We start from the raw sequence: 17,886 nt of genomic DNA, 5'->3' as shown, positions 1-17,886 counted from the left end.
TGCACCGTCTTGCGGGTGTCCGGCGGGACTCGGTGGCCTGAAGCTGCCCAGCTCGCCATCCATCGACAAATGGGAATATTGCGCTTGATTGTGGGCGAACCAAAAGCGGGTCTTGTGCCGCCTGAGCCCGGTCCGTAGCGTCCCCGCTGTTTGCTGTGCAGGGACTTCGGGGGTGTTCGTCGTGCGGCGTATTTCGCTGTTGGCTGTCGTGTCAGCCACGCTGGTCGGGTCGATGTTGTCGGGCGTGCCCGCGTTGGCGGCCCCGGGTTCGGGCGCGGGTGGCCTGAACGAGCGGTTGTCCAGGACGGGCGCGGTGGCCGCGAAGCCCGGTACCCCCATGGTGCCCGGGGTTTCCGCGATCGACCACAAGACCCTGCCGTCGGCGGGTTCCGGTGTGGTGACGGTGGACGCCCCCGCCGCCAGCATCGGCGGTCTGAAGGTGACCGCGACCTCTGTGGACAGACCGGAACCGCTGTCCGCCCGCGAGGCGGCCCGCTCCCGGTCGACGGAGCCGTCCTCCCCGGCGTCGGTCCGGGTGTCCGTGGTCGAGCCGGCGAAGGCCGCACAGGTGGGCGCGGGCGTCCTGCTGTCGGTGGCGCGGGGCGACGAGGTGGCGTCGACGGGCCGGGCCGAGGTGTCGCTGGACTACACGGACTTCACGAACGCGTTCGGCGCGGACTACGGCGGCCGGCTGCGCCTGGTCCAGCTGCCGGCGTGCGCGCTGACGACGCCGGAGCGCAAGGAGTGCCAGACCCGCACGGAACTGGGCTCCCGCAACGCGGCGGGCAAGGTGACGGCCCAGGTGCCGGTGCCGGCGGGCCCGGGTTCGGAGGACGTCACGCCGCCGTCGAAGGGTGCCCGATCGGGGAGCGCGAAGTCCGGGGCGGCGCCGATGGCGTTGGCGGCCGTGTCGGGGTCTTCGTCGGCGGGCGGGGACTTCACGGCCACCCCGCTGTCGCAGTCCTCGTCGTGGGCGGCCGGTTCGCAGGGTGGCGGGTTCTCCTACTCGTACCCGTTCGCGCTGCCGCCGGGCACGGGCGGCCCTGTTCCGCAGGTCGCGTTGTCGTACGACTCGGGCGGCGCGGACGGCCAGACGTCGGCGGCCAACGGCCAGTCCTCGTGGGTGGGCGAGGGCTGGGACTACCAGCCCGGGTTCATCGAGCGCGCCTACCGGCCGTGCAAGACCGACGGCACGGGGACGACCTCGGACAACTGCTGGTTCTCCGACAACGCGACGATCCTGTGGAACGGCCGCTCCATGCCGCTGGTCCGCGACGGCACGAGCGGTGTCTGGCGGGGCAGGGACGACGAAGGCCTGCGCATCGACCGGCTGACGGGTGCGGCCAACGAGGACAACGACGGCGAGTACTGGCGGCTGACAGACAAGGACGGGGTGCAGTACTTCTTCGGTAAGAACAAGCGTTACGTCGGCGACACGATGACGACGGACTCGGTGCTCAAGACCCACGTGTACGGCAACAACGCGGGCGAGCCGTGCTACAACGCCTCGGGGATCGCGTACTCGGGTTGCGCCCAGGCCTACCGGTGGAACCTCGACTACGTGGTCGATCCGCGCGGCAACTCGATGACCTACCACTACCAGCGCTACCTGGGCCGCACCGGACTGCTCAACAACTCCTACTGGGGCGTGGTGCAGTACCACTCGGCGGCGGCGGTGGACTGGATCGAGTACGGCACCCGGGCCGGTTCTGAGGCGACCACGGGCGGATCGGCGCGGATCGAGTTCGGGACGTCGCTGCGCTGCATCAACTCCTGCACCGGATCCGACTACCCGGACGCGGCGTGGGACACGTTCTGCTGGTCGGACACGGCGTGCCCGAACACCCCGGTGCCGGTGTACCTCACGCCGTGGAAGCTGTCGACCGTCACCACGAAGATCTGGACCGGCTCGACGTACCGCACGGTGGACAGGTGGGATCTCGGGCACTCGTTCCGTGAGGCCGTGATCGGCGACGACGACTCCGGCGCCACCCGGGACAAGCACCTGTGGCTCGACAGCGTCACCCATGTCGGATTCTCCCCGGACGGCTCCAGCCTGGCCGAGCCCACGATGACCTTCGTGCCCACGCCCATGGCCAACCGGGTGCGCTACGGCTCCGCGTGGGGCCTGGGGGCCTACGGGCACAACCGGATCGGCACGGTGAAGTCCGGGCACGGCTCCGAGACCCGGGTGGCCTACTCGGTGACGGAGTGCAACCGGTGGTTCGTCCCGGTGTCGGACTCGAACCCGTACCGGTGCTTTCCGCAGTACGGCCAGTACGACGTGACCAGCTCGGCCGGCTACGCCTGGTTCCACAAGTACGTGGTCGACTCCGTCACCGAGGTCGACCTGACCGGCGGCGGCCCGGACGAGACCTGGCGGTACTGGTACTCCACCGGTGAGTCCAGCGACAACTCCCTGTGGCGGATCGTCGGCAACGAGGGCTCGTCCTTCCGCCACCGCTCGTGGTCCGCCTGGGCCGGCTACTCCACGGTCAGCGTCGTGCACGGCGCGGGCGGCACGGCCCCCACCCAGACCACCACCACCGTCTACCACCGGGGCATGGACAGCGACGCCCGCGCGACCGGCGACCCGGAGGTCAAGCAGTGGACCGCCCGCCGGGCGGGCGCGACCCTCCCGCTCGGCACCCCGAACCTGTCCCACCAGGTCGCCGGCAGCGGCGGCATGTGCGTCGACCGGCCGAACTGGACGATGGCGGACGGCACCGGCATCATGCTGGCACCCTGCAACAACGACTTCAACCAGATGTGGTGGCGCTCCAACGACGCCGCCGGAAACTCCAACTGGATCAACCCCCAGTCCGGCAAGTGCCTCGACCTGGTGGGCGGGTCGGCGTGGCCGGGTACCCGGATCCAGCTCTGGACCTGCAACACCTCCAGTTCCACCCAGTGGTTCCAGGAGCAGCCCGACGGCAGCCTGAAGAACGTGTTCTCCGGCCGCTGCCTGGACACGGCCGGCGGCGCCCGGGGCTACGGCGCCGAGCTGATCATCAACGACTGCGACGGCTCCTACCGGCAGAACCTGATGCCCAAGAACAACCACGCCCTGGTCACGTCCGACGCGAACCGGTGCCTGAACATCAACGCCGCCGGCTGGGTCGGCAACGGCGGCCTGGTCCGCACCGACAACTGCGGCGGCACGAACGGCGCCCAAGCCGAGACCTGGACCCTGCGCACCGACGGCAGCCTGCTCAGCGCCTACTCGGGGCGCTGCCTGGACCTGGTCGGCTCGGGCACCACGGCCGGCACGGCCGTGCAACTGTGGGACTGCGTCGCCAGCGGCGGGGTCGCGGCGCCCAACCAGCGCTGGGTCGCCCAGGCCGACGGTTCCCTGAAGAACCCGGCCTCGGGGCGGTGCCTCGACCCGGGGGACAACGCGCTGATGCTGGCCACCCCGGTCCTGGCGGACTGCGCGGTCTCGACGCACCGGTCGCAGCAGTGGGTCGGCCGGTACATCGACAAGCAGCCCTTCACCGGCAAGGTGCTCGAGTCGCGCACCATCAACGGGGACGGCAGCATCGCGGCGGCCACCACGCACGGGTACGCCACCACCCAGACCGGTCACCGGGTCTCCCCGGTCGGCGGCCCGCACTTCTACTCCCACCGCACCAACGAGACCGCCACCGGCAACCGGACGTGGATCGCCGCGACGAGTTCCTGGCGCCGCACCCAGACGGAAGCCACCTTCGACATCTACAACCTGCCGGTGGACACCAAGAACCAGGGCGACCTGGCCGTCAACGGCGACGAGACGTGCACCCACGTCGACTACGCCCGCGACGACGGCGCCCCGTACTTCATCGACTTCCCGTCCCAGACGGTGACGACGACCTGTGCGGCCAGCCCCGGCGACGCCGACCATCTGTCCGGAACCCAGATCAACTACGACACCGGTGGCAACGGGGTCGCGCCCACCCTGGGGCTGCCGAGGAAGTCCTCGAAGCTGGCCGACGTGGCCGCCGGCGTGCGGGACTGGAAGATGGCCAGCCGGGCCGACTACGACACGAACGGTCGTCCGGTCGTCACCTACGACGCGCTGGACCGTCCGACGACGGTCGCCTTCACGCCGGCCTCCGGGCCGGTCGCCGTCACGGCCGTCACGACGACGAACGTGGCGAACTGGACCAGCTCCGTCACCCTCGACCCGGGCCGGGGTCTGCCCCTCACCACCACCGACGTGAACACCAAGACCCGTACCCTGCGGTACGACCCGCTGGGACGGCTGACCAAGGGCTGGTCGAACAACCGGCCGACCTCGGCCGTGCCGGACGTCGCGGTCGCGTACTCGGTGTCGAACACAGCCGTGAACTGGGCCAAGACCAGCAAACTCGCCCCGGACGGCACCTCCACCATCGACTCGTACGCCCTCTATGACGGCCGGCTGCGTGCCCGCCAGACCCAGGGAGTCACCCAGGACGGCCACACGGCCGTCGCGGACACGAGGTTCGACAGCGTCGGCCGCACGGACCGGACCACGGTCCTCAAACACGTCGGCGCGCCGGCCGCGTCACTCGTGGCGGTGGCCGACGTGGACGCGGCCACCCAGCACCGGTACACCTACGACGGCCTCGGCCGGACCCTGACCGACGAGCTGTGGGGTACCAACGTCAAGCACTCCCAGACCGCCAGCGCCTACGACGGCGACCGGGTCACGACCACCCCGCCGACGGGCGGCACCGCCTCGACGGTGTTCGCCGACGCCCGTGGGCTCACGACGACCGTCCGCCAGTTCCTGGGCGCCGCGCCGACGGGTTCGTTCCAGGACACCACTTTCGGGTACGACCGCCAGGGCCGGCAGACCACCGCCAGCACGGCCGGCAGCACCTGGACGACCGTGTACGACCGCCGCGACCGGGTGACCTCGAAGACCGACCCGGACACCGGCACGACGACAATGACCTACGACAACGCCGGCAAGCCGCTGACCACCCTGGACGCGGCGGCACGCAAGACGGCGGTGGAGTACGACAACCTGGGGCGTAAGACCGGGCTGTACAAGGACTCGACGAGCGCGACGAAGCTGGCCTCGTGGGTGTTCGACACCCTGGACAAGGGCCAGCTGACCTCCTCGACTCGGCACGACGCGACCGGCGACTACACGACCGCGGTCACCGACTATGACGACGCGTACCGGCCACTGGGCACCTCGGTGACGATTCCCGCGTCGGCGGGCACGACCCTGGCGGGAACGTACACGTCGGCCGCGACCTACAAGGCCAACGGCGCCCCGGCCTCGATCACCTACCCGGCCGCCGGAGGGCTCGCCGCCGAGACGGTGACCTTCGGCTACAACGCGGCGGGACAGCAGACCTCCGTCGTCGGGCTCGACAGCTACCTCGCCAACGTCACGTACTTCTTCGACGGCGGCGTGTACCAGTCGGTGATGGGTACGGCGTCCAAGCAGGTCAGGGTGACCTCCGCCCGCCAGGAGGTCACGACCCGACTGACGAGCGCGCAGGTCGACACGGAACGGCCGGGGACGCCGGGCGCGTTCGACGAGCGGTACACGGAGAAGTACTCCTACGACCTGGCCGGCAACGTCGTGGGGATCAACGACACGTTCGCGGGGGCGACGGTCTCCAACCAGTGCTTCGGCTACGACGGCCTGCGCCGGATGACCGAGTCGTGGACGACGGCCGACACCGTGTGCCAGTCGTCCCCGACGGCGGGCGTGCTGGGCGGCGCCGACCCGTACTGGACCACCTACGGCTTCGACGCCGCCGGCAACCGGTCGACGGAGCTCAAGCACGCCGGTGGCGCCGTCGCGACGGACACCCTGCGGACCTACACGACCCCCGGTGCCGGCCAGCCCCGGGCGCACTCGCTGACCAAGGTCGACACCAAGATCGGCGCCGCCGCGCCGACGACGACCGACACGTTCAGCTACGACAACACGGGCAACACCACGGCCCACAACACCGCGACGTACACGTGGAACGACCTGGGCAAACTCTCCAGGGTCGCTGTCGCGGCAGGCCCCACCACCGACTTCGTCTACGACGCGGACGACCGCAGGATCCTGCGCAAGGACTCCACCGGCACCACGGTCTACCTCGGCTCGACGGAGCTGCACGCGAACACCCCCGCGTCGGCGGCGACGGCGGTCCGGACGTACCCGGGCGCGGTGCGCACCACGGCGGGCGGCCTCTCCTGGATCGTCGCCGACCACCACGGCACCAGCCAGACCAGCATCAAAGCGTCCGACCTGACCGTCACGCGCCGCCGGACCGACCCGTTCGGCGGGGCGCGCGGCACGGCGGTGACCTGGCCTACCCAGCGGGGCTTCGTGGACGGGGTCAACGACCCGGACACGGGTCTCGTCCACATCGGCGCGCGTGACTACGATCCGGCGCTCGGGCGGTTCGTCTCCGTCGACCCGCTCTTCGACGCCGGCGACCCCCAGTCCTGGAACGGCTACGCCTACGCCAACAACGCGCCCGCGACAACCAGTGATCCGAGTGGTCGACAGAACCGTGATACCAGCGGGGACGGCGGCGGTCCGGGCTCCGTCAAGGATTCGCTGGGCTGCACGCTTGGTGGAAACAGCTATGGGGACCGGGACCAGTGTGTGAAAACGGCCGATCAGAACGAGAAGGCGGCGGCGGTTGCTTCCCGGAAGAAGTGCAACTGGGGTCAGTGCGGCACTCCTCCCAAAGGCGGGATGACTGACAACGAGCGGCGCCAGCAGCGCGAGGCCGAGGACATGAGGAGGATGTTCGGCACCGTCGTCAGTCCGATCAATCTTCTCTCCCCGGTCTCGGACTCGACGAAGAAGGAGTACAGCTACGAGGCCGCCTGGTGTCTGAGCGTGGGTCCCGTCCTGTGCGCCAAGGCGCTAGCGGCCCAGAAGTCGGCGGACCACGCGGCGGACGAAGCCTTCGGCAGCGTGGAGGGGCTCAACATCAAGGACCCTGCCAACAACCGACGTGCGCGGCAGTGGAACGCCTTCCACCACGCCTTCTGGATGGGGCAGATGGCACTCTCCGGAATCCCCGAGAAGGAGGCGGAGATGCTCGCCGTTTCACACGAGCTGGACAACATGCCCCACGGGGATGGAGTTCCGGAGTTCGGCGCGGGCGAATCGCGGGTCGACATGCGGAACAACTACGCGGGATATCAGATCGGCGAATCGGTCGCGGCGCAGGGCGGTACGAGCACCGATCTCAGCGTCCGGGTGAAGAACGCGGCTACGCCCGGCACCTGCGGGAACGCGGGGGTATGTTTGGATCTCACCTGGGGATAGGGAAAGTAGGACTGATGGCGCCGATCTCTCGCGCCTGCGGAGCAGTGATGGCCATCGGGATCCTGCTGGCAGCCCTGCTGGGCGGCTGCGGGCTGCTGCGAGGTGGGTCGCCCGATGATCCTGATCTGAGGGCCTGGTCCCCGGTGTGGATGCCGGACGGTTGGGTCTACTTCCTGCGCCATCCCACCGGGGCCGAGACCGATGTCCGGAGCACCCTGTGGAGGGTGCGGGAGGGCGCGTCCGTTGAAAAGGTCTCGACGGGTACGAAGGACGCGTCGTGCGGTGGGGGCCGATGGACAGACCTGTCGGCCCTCCCCGACGGGCGCCTGGGCCTGCTGGCGTGGTGCGAGGACGGCCAGTCGGAGAACGTGGCCATGGACCTCGGATCGCGGGACCTGACGGTTCTCGCTCCCGTGCCGGCCGTGGCCTGGGAGTCCGTGTGGATGCCAGATCTGGCCGGAGGCTACTTCTGGCTGGGCGAGTGCCAGGTGCCCGCCTGGCGCGACGAGCGCGGCCTCCGTGATCTGTCGCTGACCGTCGATGTGCACGGCTTCTCCTGGCGGCCTGAGGCGTCCAAGGCCAACACGGCGGCGGACTGTGACCGCTATGGCGACGTCGGCCCGGCCGCTGTCGTCGGGAACAGGCAGTTCCTGTTCGTCGCGGCGGCACCGATCCGCGACGCCTCCGAGGGGGCGGAGACCAGGCAATGGGAGCTGCAGCTCTCGGATGCCGGGCCGGAGTCGGCCACGGCGAGAGTCGTCGTCGACAAGCTGAGCGACGTCGACGGGCTTCAGGCCTTCAACGATGGCAAACGGGTACTTTTGTCGGCTACTCATGCGAACGTGCACGGGGTGTGGGAGGTCAACCTCGCAACGGGGGACCTTCGTCTGCTGCGGAAAATGGCGGCCGGCTACGTGGCGATCTCGCCGGACGGCGGTCGCGTGGCTCTGGTGACCGGTTCGGCCAAGGTGGTGTTCGAGAGCCTGGCATAGCCTGGCGGCAATCCGCACTCCAGGGTGAACGGAGCTGGCAATGGCGTCGCGGCGTCGCTGCTGTCCTACTCCCTTGCTGCGCCCTGGTTCGAGCCCGCCCCGCGGCTTGTGGTCGCCCGATGGCCAGCCCCTGGGGAGGTTCGGGTCGGGCGGGCGCAGTACCCTGCGGATTCTGTTGATCTTTGTGGGGAGTCCTGTGGTCGCCGGTCGGATCGGTCTCGTGTTGGTCGCCGTCCTCGGGCTGGCCGCCTGTGGCCCCGAGGCGGTGCCGGCTTCCGTGGGGAGGACCCCGGCCGGGGTGTTGTCCGAGGCTGACGCCTTGGCGGTCGCGAAGCGGATCACTCTGCCGGTCGATGCGCTGGCCCCGTTGGGGTTGACGGGCGCGCCGGAGGTCGATCAACCGGTGGCGGTCCTGATTCCCGGGTGTGGGATCGAGGCGTCTCACTCGGAGTTGCCCCAGGCCGCGCACATTCGAGCCTGGGACACGGACAAGAATGTTTGGGCTGTCGGGGACTATGGCGCTGTCAGCACTGGTGCTGTGCAGACCAATGTGAAGGCCGCGAATCTGTTGCAGCGGGTCGAAAGCAAGGCGAGGGACTGTGGCGTCCGGGATGGGCTGGAGATGTTGGACGCCGGCACCGGGGCGGTCGCGTACTGCGTCAACGGCCCGAACTTGCGGGGAGACGGTGAGTCCACCGAGTGTGTCCTGTATGTCGCGCAGGACCTGCCCGGGTACACGCTGGTCGCGGCGTTCGGCTATCAGCATGTCGAGGCGGCCAGGGCCAAGGCTGGGCTGCTCCTGATGGCGCCCCGGGTGAGGGATCAGCTGGCGAGGGCCTGAGTCGGAACGCGTGCCACTGCTGGCGGCCCAGTCGCGCCGTAGGCAGAATCTTATGACTGACTGAGATCAGTCATAATTGGCCACGGTCTATGTGCATTTCGTCTGTGACCTACATCGCAAGTCATCTCGGTCGAAGCGGGACGGGTCTTGTCGGGGTGTCGGGGTCTCCGTAGGGTCTGTCCGCTGGTGTTGCGCGGGTTCGATGTCTACGGGGGTTCGGCGTGCGGCGTTTGTCGCTTGTGGCTGTCTTGTCCACAGTGTTGGTCGGCAGTTTGCTGTCGGGGGTGCCCGTGTTGGCGGCCCCCGGGACGGGTGCTGGCGCGCCGGATGTGTCGTTGGCGCCGTCGTCGCCGTTCCCGTTGAAGCCGGTGGCTCCGGGTGCGCCGATGACGTATGCGACCGGGGACACGCCCGTGACCTGGCCGGTGCCGGGTTCGGCGGTCGTGGAGCTGGGCTCGGCCTCTTCGCTGCGGAAGACCGCCCCGGCTGGCCTCGTGAAGGCCGGGTCCCTGCCGGTGCGACTCGGTACGGCGGCTTCCGCGTCCGCGGCGGCGGCGCCCGCTGACGATGAGAAGGGTCTGCGGTCGGCTGCGGCGACCGCGCCGTCGCAGGTGCTGGCGGAGATCGTGGACCGGAGCAAGGTCTCGCAGGTGGTGTCGAGTGGCACGGGCCTGCGGGTGACGCGTGCCGATGGGGGTACTACGCCGGGCCGGGTTCGGGTCGAGTTGGACTATTCGGGGTTCTCGGAGGCGTTTGGCGGGAACTACGGTTCGCGGTTGGTTCTGGTCGAGTTGCCGGCTTGTGTGCTGGTGACGCCGGAGCGCCGGGAGTGCCAGACGCAGACGCCGGTGGTGGGGGCGACCAACAACGCCGTGTCGAGGACGGTGTCGGCGGATGTTGACGCGGCTCCGGTGGACGCGGCGGAGCCGCGGGCGCGTTCGATGGCCGCTCCTGCCAGTGTCGGGGCTTCGGCTCCGGTGTTCGCGTTGGCGTCGGCGCCGGGCGGGCCGGCCGGGGACTTCTCGAAGTCGGCGTTGGGGGAGTCGTCCTCGTGGACGGCTGGTGACTCCGGGGGTGGGTTCTCGTGGTCGTACCCATTGAAGACGCCGCAGGCGCCGGCGGGTCCGCAGCCGGGGTTGAGTCTGTCGTATTCCTCGGCGGCGATCGACGGGATGACGAACGCGACGTCGGCGCAGGGTTCGCCGATCGGTGCGGGTTGGGACCTGAGCACTGGGCATGTGGAGCGTTCGTTCGTGTCGTGTGCCGACGATGGCACGGCGACCGGGGACCTGTGTTTCAGCGGCGAGTACTACACGATGTCGTTCGGTGGGAAGTCGGGCGCGCTGGTCAAGGAGTCCGGCTCGGACCTGTGGCACGTGGACGGGGACCCGGGCTGGAAGATCGAGCACCTCAACGACTACACCGGGTCGATGTTCAACGGTGGTCAGTGGAAGGTGACGACGGCTGACGGGACGCAGTACTTCTTCGGGCGCCGGGTGCGGTTCGCGGGGGACGCGGGCACAAGCTCGGAGCAGTCGGTGCCGGTCATCGGCAACCACCCGGGTGAGCCCTGCTACACCAGCCCCGACATCAAGGCCTCCACGTGCTGGCAGAACTACAAGTGGAACCTCGACTACGTCATCGACCCGGCCGGTAACTCGATGTCGTACTTCTACACCCAGGAGACCCAGAAATACGGGATCTGGAACAACCAGAGCACGGCGACGTTCCACCGGGGCGCGTTGTTGCACCACATCGAGTACGGCACCAGAGCGGGTTCCGAGGGTGCCGGGCCGGCCCCGTACCGGATCGAGTTCCCGACCCTGTGGCGGTGCAAGCCCGGTTCGAGCTGTGCCTGGAACGACCAGCCGAACTTCCCGGACGTGCCGTGGGACCAGTTCTGCGACGTGTCGTGGACCTCGTGCCCGTCCGTGCAGTCGCCGACGTTCTGGATCCTGAACAAGATCTCGGCCATGGAGACCAAGGTCTATGACCCGGCCTCGTCGACCTACAAGAAACTCGACCGGTACGACTTCCCGTCATCGTTCCCGACCGTCTCCGACAACAGCTCGCCATCGCTGTGGCTGGAGTCGGTCACCCACACCGGCTACGACTCCGACGGCACGGGCCTGGCGACGCCCCCGGTCAACTTCTACGGCATCCAGAAGAACAACCGCGCCGACCACAACGTGTCGACCGGTTCTCTGCCGATGGTGCACTACCGGGTCGACCGGATCTCCTCGGAGACCGGCGCGGTGACCACCGTGACCTACTCGGGCGAGGACTGCGCCGCCGCCTCCCCGATGCCGGACCCGGACATGAACACCAAACGCTGCTTCCCGCAGTACTGGAAACCGATCGGCTCGCCGGCCGGTTGGGCGTGGTGGCAGAAGTACGTCGCCACTCAGGTCACGGTGACCGACTCGTTGGGTGTGAGCCCGGTGGAGACCTGGTCCTACGCCTACAGCAACGAGAACTCCGTGCCGGCGTCGGGCAGCAACGTGCTGTGGGCGCACAACAACGGCTTCATGACCCCGCTGCCGCAACGCTCCTGGTCTGACTGGCGAGGCTACTCCCAGGTCGTCACGACCCACGGCGTCGCGGGTCAACAACCACAGACCACAGTCCGCCGGTACTACCGGGGCCTGCACGGCGACCGCACCGACGCCGGCTGGGGCACTCGGGGCATGAACGTGTGGAACTCCGAGAGCACCAACAGCCCTGACTGGGAGAACCTGCGCGGCCAGCTGTGGGAGGAGTACGCCCTCGACAACGGCTTCCCCGACCACTTCACCATCCACGACCTGCAGGGCGCGGTCCTCGCCGTCCAGATCACCGGCGAGATCCCGCGGATCGCCTCGGCCATCCTCGAATCGTCCACCCGGACCCGCAACCGGGTCCACCGGAGCTCCACGTGGCGGGTCTCCAGCAAGGACACCACCTACGACGCGGAGCGGTTCCCGAGCATCGAGTTCGACAAGGGCGACCACGCCACGACGGACGATGACGTGTGCGCGAAGCTCACGTACAACCGCAACCTCACCGCCCACATCATGTCCACCGTCTCCCAGACCGAGACGTTCGCCTGCCCCGGCGGCACCATCCCCAACGGAGCACAACCGCTCAACGGATCCCAGACCTACTACGACGGCGCCGCCGACGTGACCGGCCTGGCCACCGCCCCGACCAAGGGGCAGCCGACCCGGACGAAGCTCCTGTCGGCGAACGCGCCCGGATACGCCACGGTCGGCCTCACCGAGTACGACACTCTTGGCCGGGTCGTGAAGGCGACGGACGCGCGGGGTCGGTCGGCGACCACCGCCTACACCCCCGCGGCCGCCGGGGCGACGACCCAGGTCGTGACGACCACACCGCCGCCCTCGGGCACCGGTGTGGGGTTCGCGACCACGACGACGATCAACCCGCACACCGGGCTGCCGATCAGGAAGGTGGACCCGAACGGGAAGACGACAGAGGCCTACTACGACGCCCTGGGCCGGGTGGTCTCGGTGTGGCGTCCGGGCCGGGTCAGGGGCATACACAGCGCGAACGTCAACTACAGCTACTCCATCTCCAAGACGGCGCTACCGCTCATCACGACATCCGCGCTGGGGCCGGACAACGACGACCGCATCGTGTCCTACGACATCCTCGACTCCCGGTTCCGGCCCAGGCAGAGCCAGTCGGTCACCCAGAACGGTGGCCGCAACGTCACCGACGTCACCTACGACACGGCCGGCCGTACCGCGAAGACCTCGCAGCTCGGGATCACCGGCGCGCCGTCCGGGGTGCTACAGGCGGTCACCGACAGTCAGGCCGCTGTCCAGCACCGGCCCACCTACGACGACATGGGCCGCCAGACCACCGACGAACTGTGGGGTGTGGGCGTCAAGCACTCGCAGGTCACGACGGCCTACGACGGCGACAGCGTCACCGTGACCCCGCCGACCGGCGGCACCGCGACCACGACCTTCAGCGACGTTGATGGCAGGACGACCACTCTGCGCCAGTACCTGGGGTCTGCCCCGTCGGGCTCGTTCCAGGACACCACATACGGTTACGACCGGCTCGGCCGCCAGCTCACCGCCACCACGGCCGGCAGCACCTGGACCACGGAGTACGACATCCGCGGCCAGGTGAAGCGGAAGATCGACCCGGACAACGGCATCACGACCATGAAGTACTACGACGACGGGCAGCTCGAACACACCGTCGACGCGGAGTCACGCAAGGTCGCTGTGAAGTACGACGGCATGGGTCGCAGGACCGGGACGTATATCGACAACATCGGTGGCACGCAGCTGGCGTCCTGGGTGTACGACACCCTGGCGAAGGGACAGCTGACCTCCTCCTCGCGGCACGTCGGCTCCGAGTTGTACACGACGGCGGTGACCGCCTACGACAGCGGCTACCGACCGCTGGGCACCTCGGTCACGATCCCCGATTCGGTGGGCACCACGCTGAAGGGCGTCTACACGACCACCTTCACCTACAAGGCCAACGGCGCCCCGGAAACGGTGACCTACCCGGCGGCCGGGACGATGGCGGCGGAGACGCTGACCTACGCCTACAACACGGCGGGCCAGCAGACCTCGATCACGAGCCCGCTCGACACGTACTTGGCAAGCGTCACCTACGACTACGACGGCGCCGTCCTGCAGTCCGTCCACGGCAAGGGTGACAAGCGGGTCATGGTGTCGACTCCGCGTCAGGCTGTGACCGGTCGCATGGCCGCCTCCCGGGTCGACACCGAGAAGGTGTCCGCGCCGGGCGGGTGGGAAGAGCAGTACACCGAGAACTACGCCTACGACCTGGCCGGCAACGTCCTGGGCATCAACGAGACCAAGGGCCCCGCCACGATCTCCAACCAGTGCTTCGGGTACGACGGCCTGCGCCGCATGACCCAGTCCTGGACCACGGCGGCCACCACCTGCCAGTCGACCCCCTCAACAGGGGTACTCGGCGGCGCCGACCCGTACTGGACCAGTTACCAGTTCGACACCGCCGGCAACCGGTACAAGGAACTCAAGCACGCCGCACCCGGCGGAGGCCTGGGCACCGACACCGAGCGCACCTACACCACCCCGGGCGCCGGCCAGCCCAAGGCACACTCCCTGACCAAGGTCGACACCAAGGTCGGCAGCTCGCCCGCCACCACGACCGACACGTTCACCTACGACAGCACCGGCAACACCACCACCCACAACAACGCCACCTACACCTGGAACGTCCTCGGCAAACTGTCCAAGGTCGCCATCAGCGGCGGCGCGACCACCGACTTCGTCTACGACGCCGACGGCAACCGCGTCCTGCGCAAAGACTCCACCGGCACCACCACCTACCTCGGCACCACCGAGATGCACGCCAACACGCCCGTGTCGTCCCCGACAGTGACCCGGACCTACCCGGGCGCGGTACGCACCACCGACGGCGGCCTGGTCTGGATGATCGCCGACCACCACGGCACCAGCCAGACCAGCATCAAAGCCACCGACCTCACCGTCACCCGCCGCCGCACCGACCCCTACGGCGGCCCCCGGGGCACAGCCGTCGCCTGGCCCACCCAACGCGGCTTCGTCAACGGCGTCAAAGACCCCGACACAGGACTCCTGCACATCGGAGCCCGCGACTACAACGCCACCACCGGACGGTTCATCTCCATCGACCCGGTCTTCGACGGCGCCGACCCACAGAGCTGGAACGGCTACGCCTACGCGAACAATGCCCCCGCCACCAGCAGCGACCCGACCGGGCTGTTCCGCAACCCGGAAGCCGGCCAGGAGGGCGACGACCCCGGCCAGGGCTGCGTCCAACGCGACGACTGCTACGACAAGCCCACGGCACCCCAAACCAACAAGAAGAGCCTCTGGAATCAGTTCAAGAGCGGCGTCAAGACCGGTGCGAAGAACTTCGGTAACGGCATCGTCGGTGGCGTGAAACAAACCGCCACGGCCTACGGCAACTGGTTTGTGCAGAGCTACCAGGGCATCACCAGCGGCGAAATGGACATCTGGGACCCATACGCAAACCTGTTCATGGTCAACATGGAAGTCAGTGCCAGTATTGGCCTAGGTATATGGGAAAACGTCAAGTTGCAAGTCGAGACCGCTAACGCGCTCGCTGCCGGCGATGTGGAAACCGCTGTCGCAGGCAGCACTGAACTCGGCCTCAACGCAGCGCTAGCTGTCGCCACCGACGGGCTTGGCAGAGCGATCAAGACAGGTCGCGCGCCCAAGGTCTGCTCGGTCCACAGCTTCTCCCCGGCGACGCTCGTCGTCATGGCCGACGGCAGCCACAAGGCCATCGAGGACATCGAAGTCGGCGACGAGGTCACGACGACAGACCCGGAGGCCGGCCAGACCCTTGCCAAGCCGGTCACGAACCTGCACATCAACCAGGACACCGACCTCACCGATGTCACCGTCACCGCCGCCGACGGAATCAGCAGCACACTGCACACCACCCAGCACCACCCGTTCTGGGACGCGACGGACGGCCGCTGGGTGGATGCCGCACAGCTCATCCCCGGCCACCAGCTCCTCACCCTCGACGAAGCGCCAGCCCAACGCGTCGCAGCGGTCGACAACTTCACGGGCTCCCAGCAGATGCGCGACCTCACCGTCGCAGACATCCACACCTACTACGTGATAGTAGGGAAATCGCCAGTCCTCGTGCACAACTGTGGTTCTGGCGGTAAGGCTCGCTTTGAGGTTGATTCCAGTGGCGTTGCAACTGATCTCAAACCGCTTGGTCGCGGTTCAACTGGACACACAGTTCCGCATACCCTAAAAGAGCAGTTGGGCATGGAATCCGCGATGTCGAATCCAGCGGCGGGTAAGCAGCTTCGGGGCGTTACGATGACTGACCCGCGATGGATGGCGCAAGATGGTTGGGTGAAGATGGCTCAGAACGTCAATGGCGTCGAGATTCACTATGTGAGAAACACGGTCACAGGCCAGGTCGACGACTACAAGTTCAGGTGACGGGTTAAGACATGATTGTTAGATGCCGCACCGCGACAGGCCGTCAGTTGCCGGCTGGCCATCGGGGTTTGTACTACACGGAGCAGACGGTATTCCACGTAACCCCAGGTCAAACCTACGACGTGTACGAGATGGCCCTGTTCAACTCTGGTCTGATCGTGCTGGTCATTGACGACAACCGGCAGCCTGACTGGTATCCGATTGACCTGTTCGATGTGGTGGACGGAAGCTTCCCGGACAATTGGCTATTCGCGCAGCGGGATGGCGGAGAAGCTGGAACACAGGCGGTTTGGGGGCATCCAAGGCTAGTCAACGACCCTGCCTTGGATGACTCGCTCGCGAACCAGGACTCGGAGGCGCGAGTCATTTTCTGGAGAGAGATCATCATGCCTGATGAGGTCGAAAAGAGTCGCGAGAAAGAATGAAATGACCTCGCGATCCGGCGCGCTTCCCCATGAATGACTGCTCGATCGTGAGTGGTGGGAAATTCGACAGATTGGGATGGGAGTGGTTCCACCGCTGAATATAGTGGAACCACTCCGAAGTGCGTCGAAGGACGTGGCTGTTCGCTGAGGTTGCGGGCTTCGTCGTTGGGCTTGGCTTGCCGGGGCAGGTGGCGTGCCGCGAGGTCGCAGGCAGCAAGCCAGCCCTAGTCTGGGGTCCGAGTGAGTTGGACCATGGACTCAATCCTGACAAGTTTTCGCGGAGCCCATGAAATTGTCCTGACGGCTCGGCTCACTTCGGGAATGATCTAACGGCTGTAGACTGGGCAAGCATCACGGTAACACTCATGGCGTTGGATTCCGCGTCCGATGAATTCAACACTACGGCGGGCCAATTGCGGTTGAGTAGCCGAAAAAGCCATGTAGCTGAGGCCCGTTCTCGTGTGAAATGATCGATCGGCACGGGCTCGGTGCGCCGGTGTCAGTGAAGCGGCTAGTACCCACATTCCTTTGCATCGGGCGCTCGATTGGCTTCTCCTGCCGTGAATCTTCGGCGAATAGTGTTTGTCGGCCTAGACGTGCCAACCGGGGCGGGTGCGGGTGTGGAAGAGGCCGGGGAAGGTGGGGCAGGGGAAGGGGAGTACCCGGGAGAGTTGGGTCGGGGTGAAGGAGTCGACCTGGGTGCGGGTGAAGCGGGTGCGTTCCATTCCCCGGTCGAAGCATGCCGGGTGGGCGCATCTCGGGATGTCGGGTGGGGATTCCGGTGGGTGCGGGCGGGGCGGGGTCATCGGGTGCGTTCGGTGCGGGGGCGGATGTGCCAGCCCCGGCACGGGTCGCAGCGCACCGCCACCAGGTGCCCGTGGCGGCCGCCGGCGAGGCGGAGTACGTGGAGTGCCTCCGAATCGGTGAGGACCGCGAGGCCCATGCCGGTGAAGCGGCAGCGTTCCGGAGGGCCGGGTAGCGCCCACGCGCTGTAGTAGACGGTCACGACGCCCACCCGAAGGAGTCGGCCCAGGACCGGCTCAGGCGGCGGGACGCGCGCCACGGGTGGGCGGTCATGACGGGTCCGGGGTGTCGAGGTAGCGGCGGGCGGCCCGTCGGGACGGGCACGGGGCCGGGGTCACCCAGCCGGTGTCGGAGTAGCACCGGCCGCACGAGCCGATCAGGTTCTCCACATGCGTGTCGAGCGTGCGCTCCGCGTGTTCCCGCGAGGTCATCACCGGCTCCCGGTCTCTGGCCGTCGTGGCCCGCCCGGGTTCCCGTGATTGGTGGCCCGGGTCTGGCCGGTGGTCCATGGCCGCTGTCGCCGATGCGTGGTCGGGCCGGATCGGCTCGGCACTCCCGGGTGCTGCGGTCGGGGCGG

General features: G+C 68.0%; 9 protein-coding genes. 5 read left to right on the top strand and 4 right to left on the bottom strand.

Annotation, left to right across the window (positions count from 1 at the left end; genetic code table 11):
• Positions 1–181: 181 nt before the first annotated feature.
• From AB0M43_RS12980 to AB0M43_RS12970, 3 genes are all read left to right on the top strand, one after another.
• Positions 182–7,264 carry a ricin-type beta-trefoil lectin domain protein gene (locus tag AB0M43_RS12980; RefSeq protein WP_363724046.1) on the top strand — a complete coding sequence of 2,361 codons (7,083 nt, stop codon included), beginning with the start codon at positions 182–184 and terminating at the stop codon, positions 7,262–7,264.
• A 14-nt stretch (positions 7,265–7,278) separates the two neighbouring features.
• Positions 7,279–8,256, top strand: coding sequence for a hypothetical protein (locus tag AB0M43_RS12975; RefSeq protein ID WP_363724045.1), 978 nt, complete (start codon positions 7,279–7,281; stop codon positions 8,254–8,256).
• A gap of 220 nt (positions 8,257–8,476) precedes the next feature.
• Positions 8,477–9,097 carry a hypothetical protein gene (locus AB0M43_RS12970; RefSeq protein ID WP_363724044.1) on the top strand — a complete coding sequence of 207 codons (621 nt, stop codon included), beginning with the start codon at positions 8,477–8,479 and terminating at the stop codon, positions 9,095–9,097.
• Positions 9,098–9,860: 763 nt separating this feature from the next.
• On the opposite strand, the gene AB0M43_RS12965 is transcribed toward AB0M43_RS12970, so the two are convergent.
• Positions 9,861–10,328 (bottom strand): hypothetical protein, encoded by a 468-nt coding sequence (locus tag AB0M43_RS12965; RefSeq protein ID WP_363724042.1) that lies wholly within the window; start codon positions 10,326–10,328, stop codon positions 9,861–9,863.
• Positions 10,329–10,350: 22 nt separating this feature from the next.
• Between AB0M43_RS12965 and AB0M43_RS12960 the strand changes: the two genes are divergently transcribed.
• Positions 10,351–16,080: a polymorphic toxin-type HINT domain-containing protein gene (locus AB0M43_RS12960; protein ID WP_363724040.1), complete on the top strand. Its 5,730-nt coding sequence runs from the start codon at positions 10,351–10,353 to the stop codon at positions 16,078–16,080.
• 131 nt (positions 16,081–16,211) lie between these two features.
• A complete protein-coding gene (locus AB0M43_RS12955; protein WP_363724038.1) occupies positions 16,212–16,505 on the top strand; it encodes a hypothetical protein in 294 nt (97 codons plus the stop codon).
• Positions 16,506–17,095: 590 nt separating this feature from the next.
• On the opposite strand, the gene AB0M43_RS12950 is transcribed toward AB0M43_RS12955, so the two are convergent.
• The 3 genes from AB0M43_RS12950 to AB0M43_RS12940 all read right to left on the bottom strand — a co-directional run bounded on the left by AB0M43_RS12950 (position 17,096) and on the right by AB0M43_RS12940 (position 17,740).
• Positions 17,096–17,230: a hypothetical protein gene (locus AB0M43_RS12950; RefSeq protein WP_363724036.1), complete on the bottom strand. Its 135-nt coding sequence runs from the start codon at positions 17,228–17,230 to the stop codon at positions 17,096–17,098.
• Between the two features lie 77 nt (positions 17,231–17,307).
• The gene (locus tag AB0M43_RS12945; RefSeq protein WP_363724034.1) at positions 17,308–17,511 is read right to left on the bottom strand and encodes a hypothetical protein; all 204 of its coding nucleotides are present in this window, start codon (positions 17,509–17,511) and stop codon (positions 17,308–17,310) included.
• A 67-nt stretch (positions 17,512–17,578) separates the two neighbouring features.
• The gene (locus AB0M43_RS12940) at positions 17,579–17,740 is read right to left on the bottom strand and encodes a hypothetical protein (RefSeq protein ID WP_363724032.1); all 162 of its coding nucleotides are present in this window, start codon (positions 17,738–17,740) and stop codon (positions 17,579–17,581) included.
• Positions 17,741–17,886 lie beyond the last annotated feature (146 nt).

This window comes from Longispora sp. NPDC051575, from assembly GCF_040681875.1.
GTDB lineage: Bacteria > Actinomycetota > Actinomycetes > Mycobacteriales > Micromonosporaceae > Longispora.
This window is presented reverse-complemented; position numbering and strand designations above follow the sequence as displayed.